The organism is Providencia sp. M-27 (assembly GCF_011077905.1).
GTDB lineage: Bacteria > Pseudomonadota > Gammaproteobacteria > Enterobacterales > Enterobacteriaceae > Providencia > Providencia huaxiensis.
Genome location: NZ_JAALBT010000009.1, coordinates 23,673 through 45,165, shown reverse-complemented (window position 1 = coordinate 45,165; position 21,493 = coordinate 23,673). Strand labels below are relative to the sequence as shown.

Below are 21,493 nucleotides of genomic sequence, written 5' to 3'. Positions count from 1 at the left end.
TTTAGATTACGCGCTGAGTAGTATATCAGCTTGCTTATGTTGCGGAATTGATTGTGTTGATGAATAAAAAGAGCTAGGTTCCTCTTCAGGTATTGATGATATTAACTCTGGCAAAATGGCTCCTGAATTAAATATTACCGGTCGGTTGTGATCTAGAAATTCTGTATTCTCTGCTAATTGTCCCACTGGGTTTTTATAGTCTTGTTGGAGCCAAACCAATTTTGGTATCGCATTGTCCTGCAAGTGTTGGTCGATATGAATGAGTATTCCATCCAGTTTTAGTTCAGGGGTACTGTCTATTGTGCCTTTTATTGTTAATTGATTTTGTTGTACTGAAAAATACCACTCTTCTGCTGGCACATTTTCTTGAACTTGTTTCTGAGCATCACTTGTCCATAGTGTGACCCAAAAAGCGTACTGGCCATCAGGCAAGTTTAAGTGAGTAATATCAACCGTTTGTTCGAAATTTACATCTGCAACTAAAGGTTGCTCCGCTGTGCAGTAGAGCACATCAGGTCTCGTGGAGTAATCCATTGTGTGAGTATCAAGGTGATTGAGCGCAATAAACTTCACAGAAGTATCAACTTGCCGTTTTTGGCCAAATGGGTCAGATAATGAAAAATATTGTTGATGTAGGCGGCCATTTTCAACCCATTTAGCGTAGAGCGCACTGTTTGAGGTGACTTTGTCGGTGTTGACTTTACCTGTCGAAAAATCAATTAAGCCTTCTTCTGTTGCAGCCCAGTAAATAGGGGTTCCTTGCCAATAATTATCGAGTAACAATTGGTTAGGTACTGTTTGGCCATCATGCTCTGCAAATAGACGATTCGCTAATGAATTTGGGTTGCTATAGTGAGAGAGCAACGAACCCATCTCTTTTTTGTAGTTTAATTCATGTACAGTAAACTGAACCAATTCGCCTTTATCTGCAATATTGAAGCTCACTGCGTGTGGAATTTGTAATACCTCGGTTAATAACCCATTTGGAGTCGCATAAGTGACAGTTAATGCATAGTCACCATAAATATCATATGGGCGGCCACCCCCCGTTTTTAGATTATGGTAGTCAGCGGGGAGGTTTCCTATGGTTCGATCAACAGTGATAGTGCTATAAGGATGAAGGGTATTATCCGTCATTTTGGCAAATTGGTGCTGTATCCAATAAATTGGTACATCGCGCTGATGAGGAAATTGCTCAATTTGCGTTAGTTTATAATATTCAGCGTAATTTTGTTGGGTTAGTGTGACCCATTGTTTATTGGTTTGATCCCAGCGCTGATAAAAACCGTCACCTGCAAACCCGCCATCTTCGGTATCTTCCCCTTTCGTTTTATTATATTGCCAGCGTACTCTTCCACTTAAAAATTGGTGAATTTTTTGGTTATAGGCATCTGCGTGAGGCAAGAAGGCATCATAAGCACCACTTCGAAAAGGAACAAAGCTGGAAAGCATGGTTGGCATGGCTTGTTGTAAGTGACTGTGGAGATCGTGATAAGTGACATAATATTGCCTAGATTGGTTATAGGCTGGGTTTTTACCGTGACTATAATAACTGTAAGGGTATGTTGGCTGATTATTGCGATCTTTCATATCGGTATGAGGCAAGTCAAGGCCGTGACCAAAAACTTCATGAAACATCACGTTGGGTTCGTGAACTCCACCACCGTGGTTAGGTGATGCTAGTCCTAATAGCGCCGTGCCAACACTCGAAGGCAAGATTTCAACTGCGGTATATTGATAGTCACAATTAGCATTGTTAGCAGTTTGGTATTTCTTACTATTATTGTAAGCCCAATAAATTTGTGCGCTGGGGTGGTAGCCAATTTCTTCAGGGTTATCATAATGAGGATGAATAAGAGGGATAGCTTTACTATTGGAAGAGCTAAAATATGGCGTTAAGCTTGGGTGACTCACTGTAGCAGGAGCGCTATACAATGTGAGCTGCCCAATCGGTAATATTGTCGCCGCTTCTTTTCCCCAACTGAGCGGAGAGGATGAATAAACACCATGACCTTGTTGATATAAACTGTGGCTATCAACATGAACAATTAAGTGGTTATCAAGGGTGACATTGGGTGAAAATAGGCCATATTGGTTGGTTTCTTCGGTGATAATAGGTTTGCCATTAACCGTGATTACGATGTTGATATCCGGTTGTATCCACTCACCTTTTAGCGGTACTGTAAAACGTTGCTGATGCCAATTTTGCGCTGAGACATTCATTTGTTGGGGTAACGCGGTTAATGTTTTTGGCAGATGGTTTGGGCCAGTGAGTCTCACTCGACCTAATATTTTTCTTTCTTTGCTACTGACAATAGCTTCAATATCGGGGGAGTTTGCCGCCGTTTCGCTGGTGATCTCCACATTCAATAGTGCCCAGCGATTAGCCGTTAAGCTCATATGTTTATCCGTCATATTCTGCAAGTGAGTCTGCGCAAGTTGAATATTATGGACTTTCATATCGCTTGGTGTGGGGTTGTAACGTCGTTGAGGTTCATGGTAAATCGGGTCTGGAACAGAAAACGTACGCTTCCCTGGAATGCGGAGTTGTGGTGCATTTTCAGTTTGTAACTGAATGGAAAGTGGCTGTGATTGCTGGCCATTAGGTAGCATGGCGATAAAATCAAATTGATCTGAGTGGGTTTCAAATTTTGCGTTATTGGCAATATATTGCCACTCATTGGTGGTGCTATTTAGTGTTAGTCGGCCAAATTTAGGCTGTTCAAGGATTTTGTAACCCTTAATGTGAGGATTATTTGGCAGTTTTCCTGTTATGGCACCCACAACTAAATGATTAGGAAGCTCATCTGGGTTTTCTGCGACTAAAATAGGTAGAATTTGAGGAACACTTTCTTGCGTATTATATCGAGAAATTGCCTGTTTTGTTTGTTTCAATTGGAATTGGCGAAAAATGATATTTTCACCGACAAGTTTTAAGGTATTCTTTTCATAGCTGATTTTAACTGCAGGAAGCTGATTTACTGCCATCATTTTATTAACATCAGTTTCGATGGAATGGGCAATCTGTTGCCAAGACGACGTTTCTGTAATTGGGATGTCATGTAAAGATAATACACTGTTATTATTTGTATTTTTTATAGTTATTGAAAAAAACTGGCTGTTTTCCCGTAACTCATCGGTTAGCTTCAATGAGTTTATTGTGTGGGGTGGTAGGGTGATGGCTTGCTGGAAATTGTGATTTTCTAAGGTGTTATTGGTTAATGCAATGTGTTCTACTGGGCGAAGTTCATCAATGAGTTGTTGAGTAGAAGCTGAGGGTTTTTTGTGTTTATCTTTGACTATCAATAAACTCCCATCTGTGAGTTCCAACCAGTGGCGAACGAGATCGATTTGCTTGTCATTGGCATTTTCGGGTAAGACGACGATGCTATAATGGCGATGCCATTGCCCGCTTGGTAGTAATAAATCAGCGAGCTGAGCTTGTGCTCTGGTTTCTCCATCAATCCATTCGTGGGGTGAATTAAAACTTTCAACAAACAGATTTTGCTTCGTATGGAAACTAAAGCCGGAGAAATATTTAGTGCCGAGCGCACTCAATACATAGGTTTTTTTATTTTCACCCGCTAAACGGGGCTTATCACTTAACCAACTGAATAACTTAAATGCTTTTTCGCCGTCAGCTGATTGTTCAGGGTTATCCTTTAATGCATTTATCAAGGTGGTATCTTGCTGAATAACTACCACTCTCCCTTTTTTATACCATCCTAGTTGTAAGTTACCTTGCTGTATCTCATCAGCAAATATTTTAAGGTTATCCATTACCATAATCCATTTTTTGAGGGTTAATTTTGAATTTTATTGGAATGTTATTCTAGATAAACTCAAAAAAACGGTCTAATTTATTATTGTTTTAATAACTGCACTTTCATTGATTAACTAATTAGTTATTAGGAAAAAGTGATATTTATAGGGGAAGTGGACAGGGGAAAGAGGAAAGGCCATATAAATTATATGGCCTTGGGGGATTAAAAATAAAGGCGGTTAAAAATAGACTAGCCGCGGTCTTCCCACTCTTGGGCGCGTGCTACGGCTTTTTTCCACCCTTCGTATTTGAAATTACGTTCTGTTGTTTCGATACCCGGTTTGAATACACGCTCAATGGTCGCTTTGCTCTGTAACTCATCAAGGTTATTCCAGAAGCCAACCGCTAAACCTGCAAGGTAAGCGGCGCCCAACGCGGTGCTTTCCCTCACTTCAGGACGCTCAACAGGAGTACCTAAAATATCTGACTGGAATTGCATTAAAAAGTTATTGGCGACAGCGCCCCCATCAACCCGCAGTGCTTTTAAGCGTTCACCAGAGTCTGCTTGCATTGCATCGAGTACATCACGGGTTTGATAAGCGATGGACTCTAAGGTTGCGCGAATGATGTGGTTGCGATTTGCGCCACGCGTTAGGCCAAAAATAGCGCCACGCGCATACGGGTCCCAATATGGTGCGCCTAAGCCTGTAAAGGCGGGAACAACATACACGCCATTACTGTCCTTCACTTTAGTGGCAAAGTACTCAGAGTCAGTCGATTCATCAATCAATTTCAATTCATCGCGTAGCCATTGAATAGATGCACCGCCTACGAAAACGGCACCTTCAAGGGCATAATTGACTTCGCCTTTTGGACCGCACGCGATAGTTGTCAGTAGGCCATGATTTGAACGTACTGCGGTTTCCCCTGTATTTAGCAGTAAAAAACAGCCGGTTCCATAAGTGTTTTTAGCCATACCCGGTTTTACACACAGTTGGCCGTATAGAGCGGCTTGTTGGTCTCCCGCCATCCCTGAAATTGGGATACGAGTCCCACCTTTCCCCCCAATATTGGTTTGCCCGTAGACTTCGGAAGAGGGGCGTACTTCAGGGAGCATTGCACGTGGAATATTGAGCGCTTTGAGAATTTTGTCATCCCACTCAAGGTTACGGATATTGAATAACATAGTTCGAGAGGCATTGGTGTAGTCGGTGACATGAACACGGCCTTGTGTCATTTTCCAAACGAGCCAAGTATCCACTGTCCCAAACAGTAATTCGCCTTTCTCTGCGCGTTCACGTGCGCCTTCAACATTATCTAAAATCCATTTTACTTTTGTACCGGAGAAATAGGGGTCAACAACCAGCCCCGTATTTTGGCGAATATACTCTTCTAAATCGCGGTCATTTTGTTTTAGATGCGTACAAAAATCAGCAGTACGGCGACATTGCCATACAATCGCATTATAAACAGGCTTACCTGTGGCTTTTTCCCATACGATGGTGGTTTCACGTTGGTTAGTGATCCCAATGCCAGCGACTTCATCAGTACGAATATCCGCTTTAGCGAGTACTTCTACAAGTGTTGAGCTTTGTGATGCCCAAATTTCCATTGGGTCATGTTCCACCCAACCTGGTTTAGGATAAACTTGGGTGAATTCACGTTGTGAAATGCTGACAATATTTGCATCATGGTCGAGTACAACTGCGCGTGAGCTGGTTGTGCCTTGGTCGAGTGCAACAATATACTTTTTCGCAATAGTGGTTTCAGTTGTCATAATTTAAGCCTGTTCCGAGGATTTGGTGTTTTTAACGGATAATGTTTCTGTTTTGGTCTCTTCTTCACATACCATGCAAGGTAAGTGGCGACCAATCAGTTTGCGATAGGCGAATGCGCCTAGCAGACCACCAACAATAGGTGCTGTCAATGGGACAAGGAAATACGGAATATCGCGGCCACCAGTCAGGGCAATATCACCCCAACCTGCGAGGTAAGCCACAACCTTTGGACCAAAGTCACGAGCAGGGTTAAGTGCGAACCCTGTGAGCGCGCCAAATGACCCACCGATGACGGCAATTAAAATACCGATTAACAATGGCGCGAGTGGGCCACGAGGAACACCGTTGCCATCATCAGTTAACGCGAGTATTAAACAAACAAGAATGGCCGCAATAATGACCTCAATAAAGAATGCATGAGGAACACTAATTTGTGGGGCTGGGTAGGTAGAGAAAACACCCGCAGTAAATAAGCTTTCTTGTGAGCCTCTAATGATGTGATGGACTTGGTCGTAATCGAAAAATACAGGGGAATACATTGAGTAGACTAATGCGGCAGCAAAGAAGCCACCTAGCATCTGTGCGATGATATAAGGCACGACTTTGCGTCTATCAAAACACGCAAACAGCCATAGTGCCAGGGTGACGGCTGGGTTTAGGTGGGCACCTGAGGTGCCAGCGGTTAGGTAAACGGCTAAAGCAACGCCAAAGCCCCATATAATACTTATTTCCCACAAGCCTAGTTGTGCGCCCGCTATCCTAACGGCAGCAACGCAACCTAGACCAAAAAAGACCAGTAACGCAGTCCCTAAAAACTCTGAGATGCACTGACCCGTGAGTGATGTAGTCGTCATTTGGCTCATATGTTTCTATCCTACGAAAATGAAAAATATTGTAATGTTTTTTTAAGTTAAGATTTTCTAATCGAAAATCATTAACTGTAAATTTATCGTTAAAGAACATAAACGAGAAATATCGAAATTGAAAAGTGTGTGTTACATCACTAAAGCGAAACAAAACAATCAAAAATAGTGATGGATTCGACCTTTGTGATGTGATCTGACCAGTGTTTCTTAATGAAAGTTATGACGATTCAGAAGGAAGGAACTGGACACAGAGGATCATGCTACTTACAATCGTGTAAAAGCTGATAAGGGAGACCAGAATTATGTCATTTGAAGTATTTGAGAAACTCGAATCCAAAGTTCAACAAGCGATTGATACAATCACACTGTTACAAATGGAAATCGATGAATTAAAAGATAAAAATGGTGCGTTAAGCCAAGAACTGGAAACAGCAAAATCAGGCACAGATTCACTGGTGCGTGAAAATGAACAGTTAAAGCAAGAGCAGCAAGCTTGGCAAGAGCGTCTGCGCACTTTGCTCGGTAAGATGGAAGAAGTGTAATTTCTCGTCATACTTCGCGTTGTAGGGGTGTTGGCTTCGTCTCTTCGCCCTAGTCACATACTTATGTATGCTCCTAGGGTCTTATCGACTTTGCCGCCTACCTACAACACGAATTATTTAGAGAAATGTTTGTTATGCCTCACATTGTAGGGTGTTGGCTTCGTCTCTTCGCCCTAGTCACAGACGTTATATGCCTCTAGGGTCTTATCGACTTTGCCGCCTACCTACAACACGAATTATTTAGAGAAATATTTGTTATGCCTCACATTGTAGGGTTTAGAGAAACTTTCGTCATACCTCACGTTGTCACAGGGTTGGCTTCGTCTTTTCGCCCGATTGAGATAAAAATAAGGGCCGCAAATCATTGCAGCCCTTATTTATAGAATTTTTAACGGATTATGCGTCGATATTGTCATCTTCAACGAAACCGTCGTTCTCATAAGGTGTTAATGGCTCTTCAGAAAGGATAATACCGGTGTTATCGGCATAGAGGTAATCACCAGAGAAGAAGGTGACTCCACCAAAGTTGACTCGGATATCACTTTCCCCAATACCTTCATCAGGGCAACCAGCAGGCATTGCAGCAATGGCTTGAATACCGAGATCAAGCTCCATCAGTGCATCAACTTGACGGACTGCACCATAAACCACAATACCTTCCCAGTGGTTATCAACGGCTAGCCTTGCAATTTCAGCATCAATGAGTGCCTTACGGACAGAGCCGCCGCCATCAATCAGTAGAATACGACCAGAACCATCCTCTTCCAGCAAATCATACACTAGGCCGTTATCTTCAAAACACTTAACCGTAATGATTTGACCGCCAAATGAAGTACGTCCACCAAAGTTGGAGAAAAGGGGTTCTACCACGTTAACGCTTTCTTGGTATATATCGCAGAGTTCGGAAGTATCATATTTCATAGGAGTTAGGTCTTTTTTGCTGCAAGAGGTAACCAGTATATCCCTTTTGAACCGTACTTGGCAAAGCTACCCGCCTAAAAATAGGCGGAAAAAGTCAAAAAAACGACAAATAGTGATTATTATTTGCTCATCACAACGCCGATAGAGAATAAAACGTTAGTCACGAGCGCGGCTTTTACCATATTTTCCAGTAAAGGACGCATACCTTCTGGCGTAGGGTCACTCAGAACACGGCGTAAATGATTCATTAACATCGGTACGGCAAGTAAAAATAACCAACCGCTCCATCCGTGCAAATAAATTAGATTAAAAAAGGCCAAACATAAAATAGCCGTAACTATAATAATAGTGTGGTAAATGCGAGCGCCTTGGGGGCCTAAGCGCACCGCTAAGGTGTTTTTGCCTGCTTTAATATCATTTTCGATATCACGCATATTATTGATATTCAATACCGCGACAGAGAGCAACCCACAGGCCGTTGCAGGCAGGACAGTGATGATATTAAAACTATTAGCCTGTAAATAATAAGTCCCAATGACACTTAGCCAGCCAAAGAAGATCAAGACAGAAATATCCCCTAGCCCTAGGTATCCATACGGTTTCTTGCCAACGGTATAGGTAATGGCAGCTAAGATAGCAATAAGCCCTAATGCGACGAAACCAATGGCATCCTCTGGTTTTTCACAGGCGACAATAATTAAGAGTAAGCCAGAAAGGCAGGCTGCTGTAATATTTAGCTTGAGCGCCTTTTTCATATCTGCTTGCGTGATAACGCCTTTTTGCATGCCGCGTAATGGACCAATACGTTCAGCCGTATCAGAGCCTTTGACCGCATCACCATAGTCATTCGCAAGGTTCGATAAAATCTGTAATAACCCCGCGGTGATAAGTGCTAATAAAGCGACGGGCCATTTAAAATTATTCGTTAAATAAGCGAGTGCAGAGCCTGTCACAATCGCAATCACCCCTAATGGTAGGGTTTTAGGGCGGAGACTTTCAATCCAAGCTTGTTTACGACTTATTGTTGTGGATGTCGACTGCATGCAGTTACCTATAATTCAAACTCTTTAGAGACGTGTTCTTGATAGTTTAATAACCCATCATATAGATGAATACCTTAGTATTTTCAATGCAATGGGCAGAATATTTCATAGAAAAAAGTGCAGCGATAAAAGCTGCACTTTAGTCGATGTATATTAAGGATACATGAAAACCAGATAATTAATAAGATTATAAAATAAATCTACTTAAGTCTTCATCTGCCACCAGCTCATCTAAGTGCTGTTTGACATAGTCTGCATCGATTTGGATAGTTTGCCCGTTACGGTCACTGGCATCGAAAGAAATATCTTCCATTAAGCGTTCAAGCACCGTGTGCAAGCGACGAGCACCAATATTTTCGGTTGACTCATTCACTTGCCATGCTGATTCTGCAATTTTACGAATACCGTCAGTTGTGAATTCAATATTCACGCCTTCTGTTGCCATTAACGCTTTATATTGTTCAGTTAATGAAGCGTTTGGTTCCGTCAAAATTCGTACAAAATCTTCAGTGGTCAGCGCTTGTAGCTCAACACGAATTGGTAGACGACCTTGGAGCTCAGGGATCAAGTCTGATGGGCTCGAAACTTGGAATGCACCTGAAGCAATAAACAGAATGTGGTCAGTTTTGACCATCCCGTGTTTAGTAGAAATGGTACAGCCTTCGATTAATGGCAGTAAATCACGTTGAACCCCTTCACGGGATACGTCTGGGCCTGAACTTTGTCCGCCACGTTTACAAATTTTGTCGAACTCATCGATGAAAACAATACCATTTTGTTCAACGGCTTCAATCGCTTGCTCTTTCAGTTCTTCAGGGTTGACTAATTTAGCCGCTTCTTCTTCAACGAGCAGTTTGAATGCCTCTTTGATTTTCATCTTACGAGGTTTTTGTTTTTGGCCTGCTAAGTTTTGGAACATGGATTGTAACTGGTTTGTCATCTCTTCCATGCCCGGAGGCGCCATAATTTCAACGCCCATAGGGGAGGCCGCAACTTCGATTTCAATTTCTTTATCGTCTAATTGGCCTTCACGTAATTTTTTACGGAATGCTTGGCGAGCTGGGGAATGCTCATCCGTTGGCTCAGACTGCCCCCAGTTATTTTTTGCTGGTGGGATAAGCACATCTAAAATACGCTCTTCAGCCATTTCTTCAGCACGATAGCGGTTTTTCTCGATAGACTGCAAACGCACCATTTTAACGGCTGAATCAGTTAAATCGCGAATGATGGAGTCAACTTCTTTACCTACATAGCCGACTTCAGTAAATTTGGTCGCTTCGACTTTGATAAATGGCGCATTGGCTAATTTCGCAAGGCGGCGAGCAATTTCAGTTTTACCCACCCCTGTTGGCCCAATCATCAAAATATTTTTTGGTGTGACTTCGTGACGTAATACTTCGTTTAACTGCATACGGCGCCAGCGGTTACGCAGAGCAATCGCAACAGAACGTTTGGCTTTATTTTGGCCAATAATATGATTGTCGAGTTCGCTGACAATTTCGCGTGGAGTCATTTCGGACATACTAAATCCTTATGATTTTGAAGAAATTTCTTCAAAGTTGACGTTATGGTTGGTGTAAATACAGATATCACCCGCAATAGCGAGCGCTTTTTCAGTGATTTCTTTAGCGCTTAAGTCTGTATTTTCTAACAAAGCACGTGCGGCTGATTGCGCATATGGGCCACCGGAGCCAATAGCAATCAAGTCGTTTTCCGGTTGAACCACATCACCATTACCCGTAATGATTAGTGAAGTGTGTTCATCAGCGACAGCTAATAAGGCTTCTAATTTACGAAGCATGCGGTCAGTACGCCAATCTTTAGCAAGTTCAACGGCTGCTTTGGTTAAATGGCCCTGATGAAGTTCGAGTTTGCGCTCGAACAGTTCAAATAATGTGAATGCGTCTGCGGTGCCACCGGCAAATCCGGCAATGACTTTGTCGTTGTATAAACGGCGAACTTTGCGGACATTGCCTTTCATGACGGTATTACCCATCGTCGCCTGTCCATCACCACCAATTACGACCTGGCCATTACGGCGAACACTTACGATTGTTGTCATGAGTTAGCCCCTGGTTTTATTACAAAAAAGAATGCGGTTGAATGTGATTTTCAAAAGATTAAATTCAAGTGATAGTTGTTTAATTAACTATCACTTGAACTAGGTTGAAGACACAAAGTACCGCTCATGAGTACATTAAAACAGTACATGGGGGGGGCGCTGAGGTTTTTCAACCCCCAGACGCACGAAGAATACAACCAGAAACACCTGCACTTGCTGCGCGGTCACGCATTTTTTCGGCAGTGGACTTGGAATAAGGGCCTAAAACAATACGGTGCCAACCACCACCTGCACTTACACGGCTTTCAATACCTGAAAATGCCAGAGTGGCTTGTACAGACCCGGCTTGTTCAGCTGTACGGAATGAACCACATTGAACAATCATGTTTTGCAAACTGTTAGCCGGTTTAGTACTTGGTGCTGTTTGTGGTTGAGCTGCTGGCGCAGTTGGTTGAGCCTCAAGCTTCGGAGGGATATTAGCCGCCGGTTTACGTTGCACTGGCTCGATAGGTTGGGCTGGCTCATTGATTAGCACTTGTGAGCGTGGCACCGGTTTACCATTCGAGGGAACTTCTTGTAAATTGGTCACAGGTTGACGTCGATCAGAATCGATTTGTTCTAATAGCTGGCGCTGCTCAGGTGTTAAATCTGATGGGCGCACAATATTATTACCTGTGCTTGGTTGTTGAATATTTGGCGTATCCACACCACGACGTTCGAGCTCTTTAATATAGCGCCAACGCTCTTCAGGTTTTGGTGGAAGCGTACTTCCCGGTGTTGTTGGTGTGACAACTTGGGGTTGCGGCGTGTCCTTTTTATTTTGGGTGATGTAAAACAGGCCGCCAACAAATAGCACGACAATCGCGACAGCGACAACCAATGTTGTCATTGGTAGTCCTTGTGCTTTCTTGGATTTACCTTTGCTTTTTTTACGAGCGGATGAGCGCCCTCGAGCTACATAATCTTTTTGTGCCACGCTATTAATTCACTAGTTATCAATTGTTCGTCGTCATTTGGCTTAACATGTTACTTAACCTGAGCAACTTTGACTAGCTTTTAGGCGCTTTTGTGCTCTCTCTGATGATTAAATCAGAATCTAGGAGACGTGAGCCCGGGTTAACATTGTGTCCATGGATCTGCTCAAGCAGTAATTGCATCGCATGATGACCAATTTCAGCGCGAGGTTGGTTGATAGTCGTTAGGGCTGGTAAGGTGTATTTTGCTTGTTCTAAGTTATCGAAACCAACAAAAGAGAGGTCATCTGGGAGCGTTAAGCCCATTTTTTTCGCTTGCCACATCGCGCCAATCGCCATGATGTCACTATGGCAAAAGATTGCGGTTGGTGGTTCAGGAAGTGACAGTAATGTTTTTACCGCTTCAGCGCCACCTTCATGGGTAAAATCGCCACGAACAATATAATTTTCACGCAATTTTTCGCCTGTACGCAACATGGCTTTTTTATAACCTTCTAAACGGTATTGGCTTAAAGGCATATGGTTGGGGCCTGCAATACAAGCAATCAGTTTATGGCCTTGTTTTTGCAGGTAATGTGTCGCATTAAATGCGGCTGTGAGGTTATCAATATGTACAGTAGGCAGCTTTAGTTCAGGGGCGAATTCATTTGCCATCACAATCGGAGGGAGGTTTTTCTGCTCTTCGGTTGAGATATCGAAGGGAATATTTGAACCCAGTAAGACCATGCCATCAATTTGTTTGGTAATAATGAGGTTAATAAAGGCATTTTCTTGTTTTTCTTGGTGTTTGCAGTCCCCAATCAAAACAAAGTAGCCTTCTTGAGCTGCGATTTCTTCAATGCCGCACACGACATCACTAAAGAAAGGGTCACGGATATTAGGAACGAGTACTAGAATTGTTTTTGATTCATTGCGCTTATAGCTTCTAGCAAGGTTATGAGGATAATATCCAACATCCATCACCGCTTGTTCGACTTTTTGGCGTGTTTGCAAAGAAACTTTTTCCGGGTTCATGAGTGTTCTAGACACCGTCGCTGTCGAAACGCCCGCGGCACTAGCAACATCTTTCATTGTTGCCGTGTTATTGTGTTTTTTACTTTCCACAACGCCTTCCTTAGATTGATTTAATCGTTTGCTTTTTTTGAATGGCGCAAGTACGTCATTATTAGTGGTTATTCTAATTGGTTTCTCAATAATATCTGTTACCTAGTTTGCATAAAAAGTGTGACTTGCGTCATTTTTTAGAGCTACTTCGCAAATTTTGAAAATAATTCTAAGGGCAAAAAGATAAATGAAACTCAATGTGTATAAAAAATGCTCAATTTGACTGTTTAGCATTATAGGGTAAATAATTCAAATTTATCAACATACTGCGAAGAAAATATTGGTATGGTTTATAACGTTAAATGGTTAGATAAAATGAATCATTTAGCATGGATAATGAGTTAACAATCCGTCGGGTCAACATCAATGTTCCATTTTACCTTGCGACTTTCTGGCTGTTGAAGTATTTCTGGCAGTCGCTTCGCCATAAACTGCTGTAGATAAAGTCGTGAAGGGTGCTGCAATAGCAATTGCCAGCGGAATCGGCCACCGCGTTTGGCTTGAATCGACGGCGAAGGGCCTAGGATCCACATTTTCGCGTCACTTTGGGGATGTTCAGCAATATATTGCCGCACATTTTGCAGAAATTGGCGTGAATCTTGGTTGTTGTGATCTTCCGAGCGGATCAATATATGGCTGGTATAAGGCGGTAACATCGCGACCCTACGCTCCTCCATCGCTTCTTGGGTAAATGCATTATAACCCTCTTCAAGCAGTGTGAGTAACAGAGGGTGCTCGGGATGGTGGGTTTGTAAGAACACTTCGCCTTGCTTACCGGCTCGCCCCGCTCGACCAGAAACTTGCACGTATAATTGGGCAAACCGTTCGGCTGCACGGAAGTCGCTCGAGAATAATGCCCCATCGACATCTAATAAGGCGACTAAGGTGACATCAGGAAAGTGGTGGCCCTTGGCGAGCATCTGCGTACCAATAAGAATGCGAGCTCCTCCTTCATGCACTTGGTTTAAATGCTGCTCCAGTTCCCCTTTGCGGCTGGTGGTATCACGGTCAATACGGGTAACAGGGGTATCAGGGAATAGTTCACAGATACCTTCCTCAAGTTGCTCAGTTCCCATACCAACAGGCACTAAATGCGTTGAACCACATTGTGGGCATTGGCGAGGCACAGGGCGTTGGCTATCACAATGGTGGCAGCGTAATTGATGAAAGTTTTGGTGCAAGGTGTAATAGTGGTCACAACGCTGGCACTCCGCAATCCAACCACATTCATGGCAAATTAATGTCGGAGAATAGCCTCGACGATTTAAAAATAAAATCACCTGATTGTTTTGTGCAAGGTGTTCTTTAATATGTTGAATCAATAAATGCGAAAGGCCAAATTTTAACGGCTGGCCTTTTAAGTCAATAAGGTGTTGAGCCGCAGGACGTGCATTACCGGCACGAATCGTGAGATTTAATTGCCGATATTTATGTTGTTGAACATTGAATAAGGTTTCCAATGACGGGGTCGCGGTCCCCATGACAATCGGTATATTGTTCTTTTTAGCACGGAAAACAGCTAAATCACGGGCGTGATAACGCCAGCCATCTTGCTGTTTATATGAGCTGTCATGCTCTTCATCAATAATAATAATGCCAAGGTGGGCGAAAGGGGTGAACAGTGCCGAGCGAGTACCAATAATAATGGCATTTTGCCCTTGTTTAGTGCGTAACCAAACAGCTAAACGCTCGCTATCGTTAAGCCCTGAGTGCAAAACATCTACGGGGGCATTGAAGCGCTCACGAAAACGGTTAATGGTTTGTGGGGTTAAGCCAATTTCAGGCACCAAAACTAAAGCTTGCTTACCTTGGGCAAGGACATTTTCCAATACACTCAGATATACTTCCGTCTTACCGGACCCTGTGATCCCTGCGAGCAGCCATGGCGAAAATTGGTCATCTTCAGCACGTATAGCACCGACCGCTGTGGCTTGCTCACTATTAAGGCGCAGCCTTTCACCACAAACTGTAAAGCTTGGTTGCCACTTTTCGCTAGTCGGTTGAACGGGGTGTAAATCAATATAAGCTTTCTTTTTCAGTGCTTGCAGAGCGCTTTCACTGATTTCAAGCTCACTGACTTGATGGCGATAAACGGGTCTACGACGCAAAAGTGCAAGAGCTTGCTGCTGTTTTGGAGAACGTTTTAGTTCATTAAGGTCAACCGCTAAGCCTTCATCCGTTACTTGCCATTGCCAAATAGGGGTAAATTCAGCGGGTTTACCTTGGCGCAATAGTGTGGGTAATGCGTGGAAGAGTACTTCGCCTATTGGGTAATGATAGTATTGAGAAGACCACAGTAAGAGCTGCCAAATATCATCAGGGAAGAGTGTTTGGTGGTCGAGAACCAACTCGATGGCTTTTAATTTATCTTCAGCAAACTCGCTTTTATCGCTGTGCTTTACCACAATACCAAGGGCTTGGCGCTTGCCAAATGGCACCATAACACGGCTGCCAATCACTGGGAGTGGCATGTTATCAGGAAGGCGATAATCAAATGTGCGGTTTAAAGGGACAGGTAAAGCCACCTGAACGACGATCATATCTGGTTTTCCGTCTGTTTTTTATGCGATAATGCGAGCGATTGTTGACTAGAGTACCACAAAATTTACTCGGTTTTCATTGCGTGATAAACAGAATTTCTGTATGATCCGCCGCCTTTGGTATCTATTTTTACCAATATATTAAATTCAATCAACACGACGTGTGGTGTCCGGCGTTAGGGCTGGAATGGCGACACGGCCTTAATAGAGGTTCTCCCATGAAAAAAGGTATTCACCCTAAATACGAAGAAGTTACTGCAACTTGTTCTTGCGGTAATGTAATGAAAATTAATTCAACTGCTGGTCACTCGCTGAACCTGGACGTTTGTGGTAACTGCCACCCGTTCTATACTGGTAAACAGCGTGATGTTGCGACTGGTGGTCGTGTTGATCGCTTCAACCAACGTTTCAGCATCCCAGGTTCTAAAAAATAATCGAACTTGTGAATGCGAAAAAAAAGGGAAACTGAGTTTCCCTTTTTTAATGCCTAAAATAAGCCGTTAGAAACGGTAAACCACGCCAAACATGATGTCATTACTACGTACTTTCACTTTGGACTTGAGCGTTTCGCCATCTGCGTTATAGCTAACATCTGATTTTCCTGCATCTAAGAAACGATAGCTTAAATCTAATGAAAGATTATCATTAATTGCATATTGTGAACCTAAACCTAAGCTCCAAGCAAAGTTACTGTTGGTTTTCGATTTAGAGAATGAATCATAGCCATAGTACATACCATGATGGCTTTTTTCTTCGTATGAATAACTAGATTTATGCTTAATACTTGCTAAACCTAATCCAACTGATACGTAAGGGGTAAAATTGGTTTCATTTTTGAAGTCATAATAAGCATTAACCATGAAGGTATTCAATGTGATATCGTTTTTGATGTCATCTGAAGCGGTAAAGAAGCTATTGTTTTCATAGAAAAGATTATGTTTAGATGAAGCTTTACCTCTTAGTGCAATATCTAATTCAGCACGTAACGGAAGAGATGTCACATCATATAAGTCATAACCTAATGCAATACCACCACCGAATACTGCCTTGGTTTTGCTACCGTTGTTATAGCTTTCATAAAAACCTACATCTGATTCTTCCCATTTCTGGTCTGATAATTTAAGAATAGATGTACCTAATTTTCCAGAAACATAAAAACCATTACTAGATGCCATAGCCAGACCACTAAACGTAAGGCTTAAAAGAGAAACTAAAATTACTTTTTTCATTGCTTATTTACCATTTAATAGTTAGTTAAATATCCTTATCTATTATATGGCATAATTTTTAATTGATTTAAGTGGAATTATCAAATTATTGATAAACAAAACAAATTGCTTTTAAAATATTAAATTTGCTAATTAAATAGAACTAAAACACAGAAAAGCACAAAAAGCTAAGTTGTTATCCTGTCAATTTTAACAGTGTTTGATGTTAATGGATTAGGTTTGGCAAAATGAGTAATGGCCTACCTAGTGCTTGTTGAATTTAAACTCATTCATAGGTATCTGGGCGGAAATATAGAGGGGTAACTACGCCGCAAGGCTTGCGACGTAGTCAAAACTTTTAGGCACGTAATGGCGACTAATTGGGATTAGTATTCCCACGTTTCAGGGTCGATACCTAATTCACGCATAATTTCTTTTGCAGCTTCAGGGATCTCGTCATTACGCTCTTTACGCAAATCTTCATCATTTGGCAGTGGTTGGCCTGTGAATGCATGTAAAAAAGCTTCACACAGGAGTTCACTGTTAGTGGCATGGCGTAAGTTGTTAATCTGACGACGAGTCCGCTCATCAGTTAAAATTTTCAGTACTTTTAATGGGATAGATACTGTGATTTTTTTAACTTGCTCACTCTTTTTGCCATGTTCAGCATACGGACTGACATACTCACCATTCCATTCAGCCATGGGATACCTTGGATATTTTCAGTAATAATTAAAAATAATATGCACATTCTTTTTAATAGAAACTTAATCTAAGCTTTCAAGGATGAAGAACTGCATACAAACGTGACGACACTTCACTTAGTTTATCACAATATTTTTTGTGAAATTAGTAAGTTAAGCTGATTTGTGTGATTGACTATCAATTTACACATCATAATTAAGGTTGATTATTCCATTAGTTGATATAAACGTAAAGAGGTTTGGACGTCTAGATATGTTGACGTCCAAACATCCGATGGGTATGATTTAGCCTATCACTGTTCAGGAGAAGCGTTTATGACTTACAAGCCGTCAACTATCGCAATTCATAATGGATTAAATGAAGACCAACAATTTGGTTGCGTAGTGCCTCCCATTTATTTATCCAGTACCTATAATTTTACTGATTTTAATGAACCGAGAGCTCATGATTATTCACGTCGTGGAAACCCAGGGCGTGATATTGTGCAAAAAACATTGGCACAACTTGAGGGGGGTAGTGGTTCGGTAATGACTAACAGTGGGATGTCTGCGCTTCACCTGTTATGTACCGTTTTTCTGCAACCGGGGGATTTACTCGTTGCGCCACATGACTGTTACGGCGGAAGCTACCGGTTATTTAATAGCCAAAGCCAGCGTGGGGCGTATCAGGTGCAATTTGTCGACCAAAGTGATGAATCTGCATTGCAGGCTGCATTAGCGAAAAAGCCCAAATTAGTGTTAATCGAAACACCAAGTAACCCGCTATTAAGAATTTTTGATATACAGCATATTGCACAGTTGGCTCATGATGTAGGTGCATTAGTCGTTGTAGATAATACTTTTTTAAGCCCAATTTTGCAGCAGCCTCTTTCACTCGGTGCAGATTTTGTGGTGCATTCATGCACTAAATACCTGAATGGCCATTCTGATATCGTTGCAGGGGTGGTGATTGCGAAAGAAGAAAAGTGGGTAACAGAGCTTGCTTGGTGGGCGAATAATATTGGTGTTACTGGGGGCGCTTTTGATAGCTATCTACTATTGAGAGGTATTCGGACATTATCTCCACGTGTATTACAGCAACAGCAAAATGCACAAGAGATCGTAAAATATCTTAAATCACAGCCTTTAGTGAAAAAATTGTATTATCCTGCATTAGAAGATCACCCCGGGCACGAAATAGCAGTAAAACAACAAAAAGGCTTTGGAGCGATGCTGAGTTTTGAATTTGCAGGTGATGAGTCACAACTTCGCCATTTTCTTCGCTCACTCAGCTTGTTTACATTAGCGGAGTCATTAGGTGGTGTGGAAACATTGATTTCCCATACCGCGACAATGACGCATGCAGGTATGTCAGCAGAAGCCCGTGCGCAAGCGGGGATCACAGATAGCTTGCTAAGAATTTCAGTGGGAATTGAAGACTCTCAGGATTTAATCACAGACTTAGACCACGCATTTAAGGTTGCGGCACAACGTTAGCGGAGTTTTTTGATGAGTGTACTAACAGCGGTTGAGGTGGCTCCTTGCCACCGCCAGTTACATAAGTTTGGGGGCAGCAGTTTAGCCGATGCGAAGTGCTATCAACGCGTTGCAACAATTATGGCAAACTATAGCCAACCCGGTGATTTAATGGTGGTTTCTGCCGCGGGTAGTACAACCAATCAGTTGATTAATTGGTTGAAATTAAGCCAAAGTGACCGTATTTCAGCTCATCAAGCTCAACAGTCATTACGCTGTTATCAACTTGATTTAATTGAATCTCTTTTACCCGAACAGAAAGCCATAGAATTAAGCCAACTATTTATTCACGATTTAGAGCGTTTAAGTGCATTGTTGGATCAACCCACAAATGATGCGACTTATGCAGAATTGGTCGGCCATGGTGAAATTTGGTCTGCGCGTCTCATGGCTGAAGTGCTTGCACAGGCAGGTATGATGAGCGCTTGGTTAGATGCACGCTTATTTTTACGCGCCGAACGCGCGGCACAACCACAGGTTGATGAAATCCAATCACGTTATTTATTGCAACAGCAGCTAACTCAGTTACCGAACAGGCGTATTGTCGTGACAGGCTTTATTTCGCGTAATCAGCAAGGTGAAACCGTACTGCTTGGGCGTAATGGGAGTGACTATTCTGCAACACAAGTCGGCGCGTTGGCTGATGTAGAAAAAGTCACGATTTGGAGTGATGTCGCTGGGGTATATAGCGCGGACCCTCGCAAGGTGAAAGATGCCTGTTTGTTACCCTTACTGCGCCTAGATGAAGCCAGTGAATTAGCACGTTTGGCGGCACCTGTTTTACACACACGCACTTTACAGCCTGTTTCCGTGAGTAATATTGATTTGCAATTAAGGTGTAGCTATCAACCTGAACAAGGTTCAACAAAAATTGAGCGGGTACTTGCGTCAGGTGCAGGAGCAAAAATTGTCACTAGCCATGATGATGTGTGCTTAATTGAATTGCGCATCGCGACAGGGCGTGACTTTAAACAAATTTGCAAAGATGTGGACTTATTACTTAAACGAGCTCAATTACGTCCTTTGGCTCGCGGTATTCATCATGACCGTTCTTTACTGCAATTATGTTATACCTCCGAAATTGTCGAGAGTGCTTTAAATGCTCTTGAAGAAGCCGGTTTACCGGGGTCATTATCATTACGCGAAGGTTTTTCTCTGGTGGCATTAGTCGGTGCGGGGGTATGTAAAAAACCGCTACATAGCCACCGTTTTTATGAGGAACTGAAAGGGCAACCTGTTGAATTTATTTGGCATTCAGAGGATGCGATTAGTTTAGTGGCGGTATTGCGCTCAAACCAAACAGAGCACCTAATTCAAGGGATGCACCAGAGCTTATTTCGTGCAGAAAAACGCATTGGTTTAGTGTTATTTGGTAAAGGAAATATTGGTGCGCGTTGGCTAGAGCTTTTTGACGCGGAACAACACAAAATTTCGGCACGTAGTGACTTTGATTTTGTCTTAGCAGGCGTAGTAGACAGCCGCCGTAGCTTACTGAATTACCAAGGGATTGACCCAAGTCGTGCACTAGCTTTCTTTGATGATGAAGCCGTAGAGCATGAGGACGATAACCTATTTTTATGGATGCGTTCCCACCCTTATGATGATCTCGTGGTGTTAGACGTCACGGCAAGTGAAACACTGGCAAATAATTATGTTGATTTTGCGAGTTATGGCTTTCATGTGATCAGTGCAAATAAAATTGCGGGTGCAGCGCAAACGGCACAATATCGTCAAATCCGCGATGCATTTTCAAAAACAGGTCGTCATTGGTTATATAACGCGACAGTAGGGGCAGGGTTACCGATTAACTATACGGTTAGGGATTTAAAAGAAAGCGGTGATTCTATCCTGAGTATCAGTGGTATTTTTTCGGGAACGCTATCATGGCTATTTTTACAGTTTGACGGCTCCATTCCATTTAGTGAGCTAGTAGAGCAAGCTTGGCAGCAAGGGTTAACTGAGCCAGACCCACGTATTGACCTATCAGGGCAAGATGTTATGCGGAAATTAATTATTTTAGCCCGTGAAGCGGGTTATGACATTGAGCCGGGTGATGTGAGGGTTGAATCTTTAGTACCAAAACAAGCACAGACGGGCTCTTTGGATGAGTTTTTTGAAAACAGTGCTGTCATTAACGAACAAATGCAGCAGCGCTTAGAAGCTGCGCAAGAGCTCGGGTTAGTGCTACGCTATGTAGCGCGGTTTGATGCGGTAAAAGGCAAGGCAAAAGTGGGCGTGGAAGCCGTGAAACCGGAACATCCTCTGGCTTCATTATTACCGGGTGACAATGTGTTTGCTATCGAAAGCCGTTGGTATCGAGACAACCCATTAGTGATCCGTGGCCCTGGCGCAGGACGAGATGTGACTGCGGGCGCTATTCAATCCGATCTCAATCGACTCTCTCAACTTTTATAATCATTTTCCAATCGTATTGGTGTTCCCTATGGTATAGGGGGCATCAATGCGTCATGAA

16 protein-coding genes are annotated in these 21,493 nt (G+C 42.6%); 4 read left to right on the top strand and 12 right to left on the bottom strand.

Translation table 11 applies throughout. The annotated features are described in order from the left end of the window. Nucleotides 1–6: 6 nt before the first annotated feature. The 3 genes from G6Q48_RS13855 to G6Q48_RS13845 form a co-directional block, all read right to left on the bottom strand. Nucleotides 7–3,780 carry a hypothetical protein gene (locus G6Q48_RS13855; protein WP_166267038.1) on the bottom strand — a complete coding sequence of 1,258 codons (3,774 nt, stop codon included), beginning with the start codon at nt 3,778–3,780 and terminating at the stop codon, nt 7–9. A gap of 233 nt (nt 3,781–4,013) precedes the next feature. Next, on the bottom strand, nt 4,014–5,540 hold the full coding sequence (gene glpK, locus G6Q48_RS13850; protein WP_166267036.1) for a glycerol kinase GlpK: 1,527 nt from the start codon (nt 5,538–5,540) through the stop codon (nt 4,014–4,016). Between the two features lie 3 nt (nt 5,541–5,543). After that, nucleotides 5,544–6,404: an MIP/aquaporin family protein gene (locus G6Q48_RS13845; RefSeq protein WP_166267034.1), complete on the bottom strand. Its 861-nt coding sequence runs from the start codon at nt 6,402–6,404 to the stop codon at nt 5,544–5,546. A 305-nt stretch (nt 6,405–6,709) separates the two neighbouring features. On the opposite strand from G6Q48_RS13845, the gene zapB reads away from it, so the two are divergent. Then, entirely contained in the window at nt 6,710–6,949 is a 240-nt protein-coding gene (gene zapB / locus G6Q48_RS13840) for a cell division protein ZapB (RefSeq protein ID WP_004265299.1), read from the top strand. 396 nt (nt 6,950–7,345) lie between these two features. Here zapB and rraA read toward each other — a convergent pair whose 3' ends face one another. The 7 genes from rraA to priA all read right to left on the bottom strand — a co-directional run bounded on the left by rraA (nt 7,346) and on the right by priA (nt 15,593). Further along, a complete protein-coding gene (gene rraA, locus G6Q48_RS13835) occupies nt 7,346–7,870 on the bottom strand; it encodes a ribonuclease E activity regulator RraA (RefSeq protein WP_166267032.1) in 525 nt (174 codons plus the stop codon). 119 nt (nt 7,871–7,989) lie between these two features. Then, complete coding sequence (locus G6Q48_RS13830) at nt 7,990–8,913, bottom strand: 1,4-dihydroxy-2-naphthoate polyprenyltransferase (RefSeq protein WP_166267030.1); 924 nt, start codon at nt 8,911–8,913, stop codon at nt 7,990–7,992. A 187-nt stretch (nt 8,914–9,100) separates the two neighbouring features. After that, complete coding sequence (hslU, locus tag G6Q48_RS13825) at nt 9,101–10,435, bottom strand: HslU--HslV peptidase ATPase subunit (protein ID WP_102140415.1); 1,335 nt, start codon at nt 10,433–10,435, stop codon at nt 9,101–9,103. A 9-nt stretch (nt 10,436–10,444) separates the two neighbouring features. Continuing rightward, complete coding sequence (hslV, locus tag G6Q48_RS13820; RefSeq protein WP_166267028.1) at nt 10,445–10,975, bottom strand: ATP-dependent protease subunit HslV; 531 nt, start codon at nt 10,973–10,975, stop codon at nt 10,445–10,447. Between the two features lie 169 nt (nt 10,976–11,144). Continuing rightward, a complete protein-coding gene (gene ftsN, locus G6Q48_RS13815; protein WP_166267026.1) occupies nt 11,145–11,951 on the bottom strand; it encodes a cell division protein FtsN in 807 nt (268 codons plus the stop codon). A 73-nt stretch (nt 11,952–12,024) separates the two neighbouring features. Next, nucleotides 12,025–13,053 carry a DNA-binding transcriptional regulator CytR gene (cytR, locus tag G6Q48_RS13810; RefSeq protein ID WP_166267024.1) on the bottom strand — a complete coding sequence of 343 codons (1,029 nt, stop codon included), beginning with the start codon at nt 13,051–13,053 and terminating at the stop codon, nt 12,025–12,027. A gap of 341 nt (nt 13,054–13,394) precedes the next feature. Continuing rightward, on the bottom strand, nt 13,395–15,593 hold the full coding sequence (gene priA / locus G6Q48_RS13805) for a primosomal protein N' (RefSeq protein WP_166267022.1): 2,199 nt from the start codon (nt 15,591–15,593) through the stop codon (nt 13,395–13,397). Nucleotides 15,594–15,811: 218 nt separating this feature from the next. Here priA and rpmE point away from each other — a divergent pair, with 218 nt between their 5' ends. After that, on the top strand, nt 15,812–16,027 hold the full coding sequence (rpmE, locus tag G6Q48_RS13800; protein ID WP_004265313.1) for a 50S ribosomal protein L31: 216 nt from the start codon (nt 15,812–15,814) through the stop codon (nt 16,025–16,027). 66 nt (nt 16,028–16,093) lie between these two features. Here the strand turns inward: rpmE and G6Q48_RS13795 are convergent, their stop codons facing one another. Both G6Q48_RS13795 and metJ read right to left on the bottom strand, forming a co-directional pair. After that, a complete protein-coding gene (locus tag G6Q48_RS13795) occupies nt 16,094–16,822 on the bottom strand; it encodes an outer membrane protein (RefSeq protein WP_166267020.1) in 729 nt (242 codons plus the stop codon). 365 nt (nt 16,823–17,187) lie between these two features. Beyond that, nucleotides 17,188–17,505, bottom strand: a complete 318-nt coding sequence (metJ, locus tag G6Q48_RS13790) for a met regulon transcriptional regulator MetJ (RefSeq protein WP_004265315.1) — start codon at nt 17,503–17,505, stop codon at nt 17,188–17,190. Nucleotides 17,506–17,820: 315 nt separating this feature from the next. On the opposite strand from metJ, the gene metB reads away from it, so the two are divergent. Continuing rightward, nucleotides 17,821–18,981: a cystathionine gamma-synthase gene (gene metB, locus G6Q48_RS13785; protein WP_166267018.1), complete on the top strand. Its 1,161-nt coding sequence runs from the start codon at nt 17,821–17,823 to the stop codon at nt 18,979–18,981. A gap of 12 nt (nt 18,982–18,993) precedes the next feature. Further along, complete coding sequence (locus tag G6Q48_RS13780) at nt 18,994–21,435, top strand: bifunctional aspartate kinase/homoserine dehydrogenase II (RefSeq protein ID WP_166267016.1); 2,442 nt, start codon at nt 18,994–18,996, stop codon at nt 21,433–21,435. Nucleotides 21,436–21,493 lie beyond the last annotated feature (58 nt).

Bases quoted from the DNA above. Each gene is read 5' to 3' on its own strand.
- G6Q48_RS13855 (WP_166267038.1), bottom strand. From the start codon at position 3,780: ATGGATAACCTTAAAATATTTGCTGATGAGATACAGCAAGGTAACTTA.
- glpK (WP_166267036.1), bottom strand. From the start codon at position 5,540: ATGACAACTGAAACCACTATTGCGAAAAAGTATATTGTTGCACTCGAC.
- G6Q48_RS13845 (WP_166267034.1), bottom strand. From the start codon at position 6,404: ATGAGCCAAATGACGACTACATCACTCACGGGTCAGTGCATCTCAGAG.
- zapB (WP_004265299.1), top strand. From the start codon at position 6,710: ATGTCATTTGAAGTATTTGAGAAACTCGAATCCAAAGTTCAACAAGCG.
- rraA (WP_166267032.1), bottom strand. From the start codon at position 7,870: ATGAAATATGATACTTCCGAACTCTGCGATATATACCAAGAAAGCGTT.
- G6Q48_RS13830 (WP_166267030.1), bottom strand. From the start codon at position 8,913: ATGCAGTCGACATCCACAACAATAAGTCGTAAACAAGCTTGGATTGAA.
- hslU (WP_102140415.1), bottom strand. From the start codon at position 10,435: ATGTCCGAAATGACTCCACGCGAAATTGTCAGCGAACTCGACAATCAT.
- hslV (WP_166267028.1), bottom strand. From the start codon at position 10,975: ATGACAACAATCGTAAGTGTTCGCCGTAATGGCCAGGTCGTAATTGGT.
- priA (WP_166267022.1), bottom strand. From the start codon at position 15,593: ATGATCGTCGTTCAGGTGGCTTTACCTGTCCCTTTAAACCGCACATTT.
- rpmE (WP_004265313.1), top strand. From the start codon at position 15,812: ATGAAAAAAGGTATTCACCCTAAATACGAAGAAGTTACTGCAACTTGT.
- G6Q48_RS13795 (WP_166267020.1), bottom strand. From the start codon at position 16,822: ATGAAAAAAGTAATTTTAGTTTCTCTTTTAAGCCTTACGTTTAGTGGT.
- metJ (WP_004265315.1), bottom strand. From the start codon at position 17,505: ATGGCTGAATGGAATGGTGAGTATGTCAGTCCGTATGCTGAACATGGC.
- metB (WP_166267018.1), top strand. From the start codon at position 17,821: ATGACTTACAAGCCGTCAACTATCGCAATTCATAATGGATTAAATGAA.
- G6Q48_RS13780 (WP_166267016.1), top strand. From the start codon at position 18,994: ATGAGTGTACTAACAGCGGTTGAGGTGGCTCCTTGCCACCGCCAGTTA.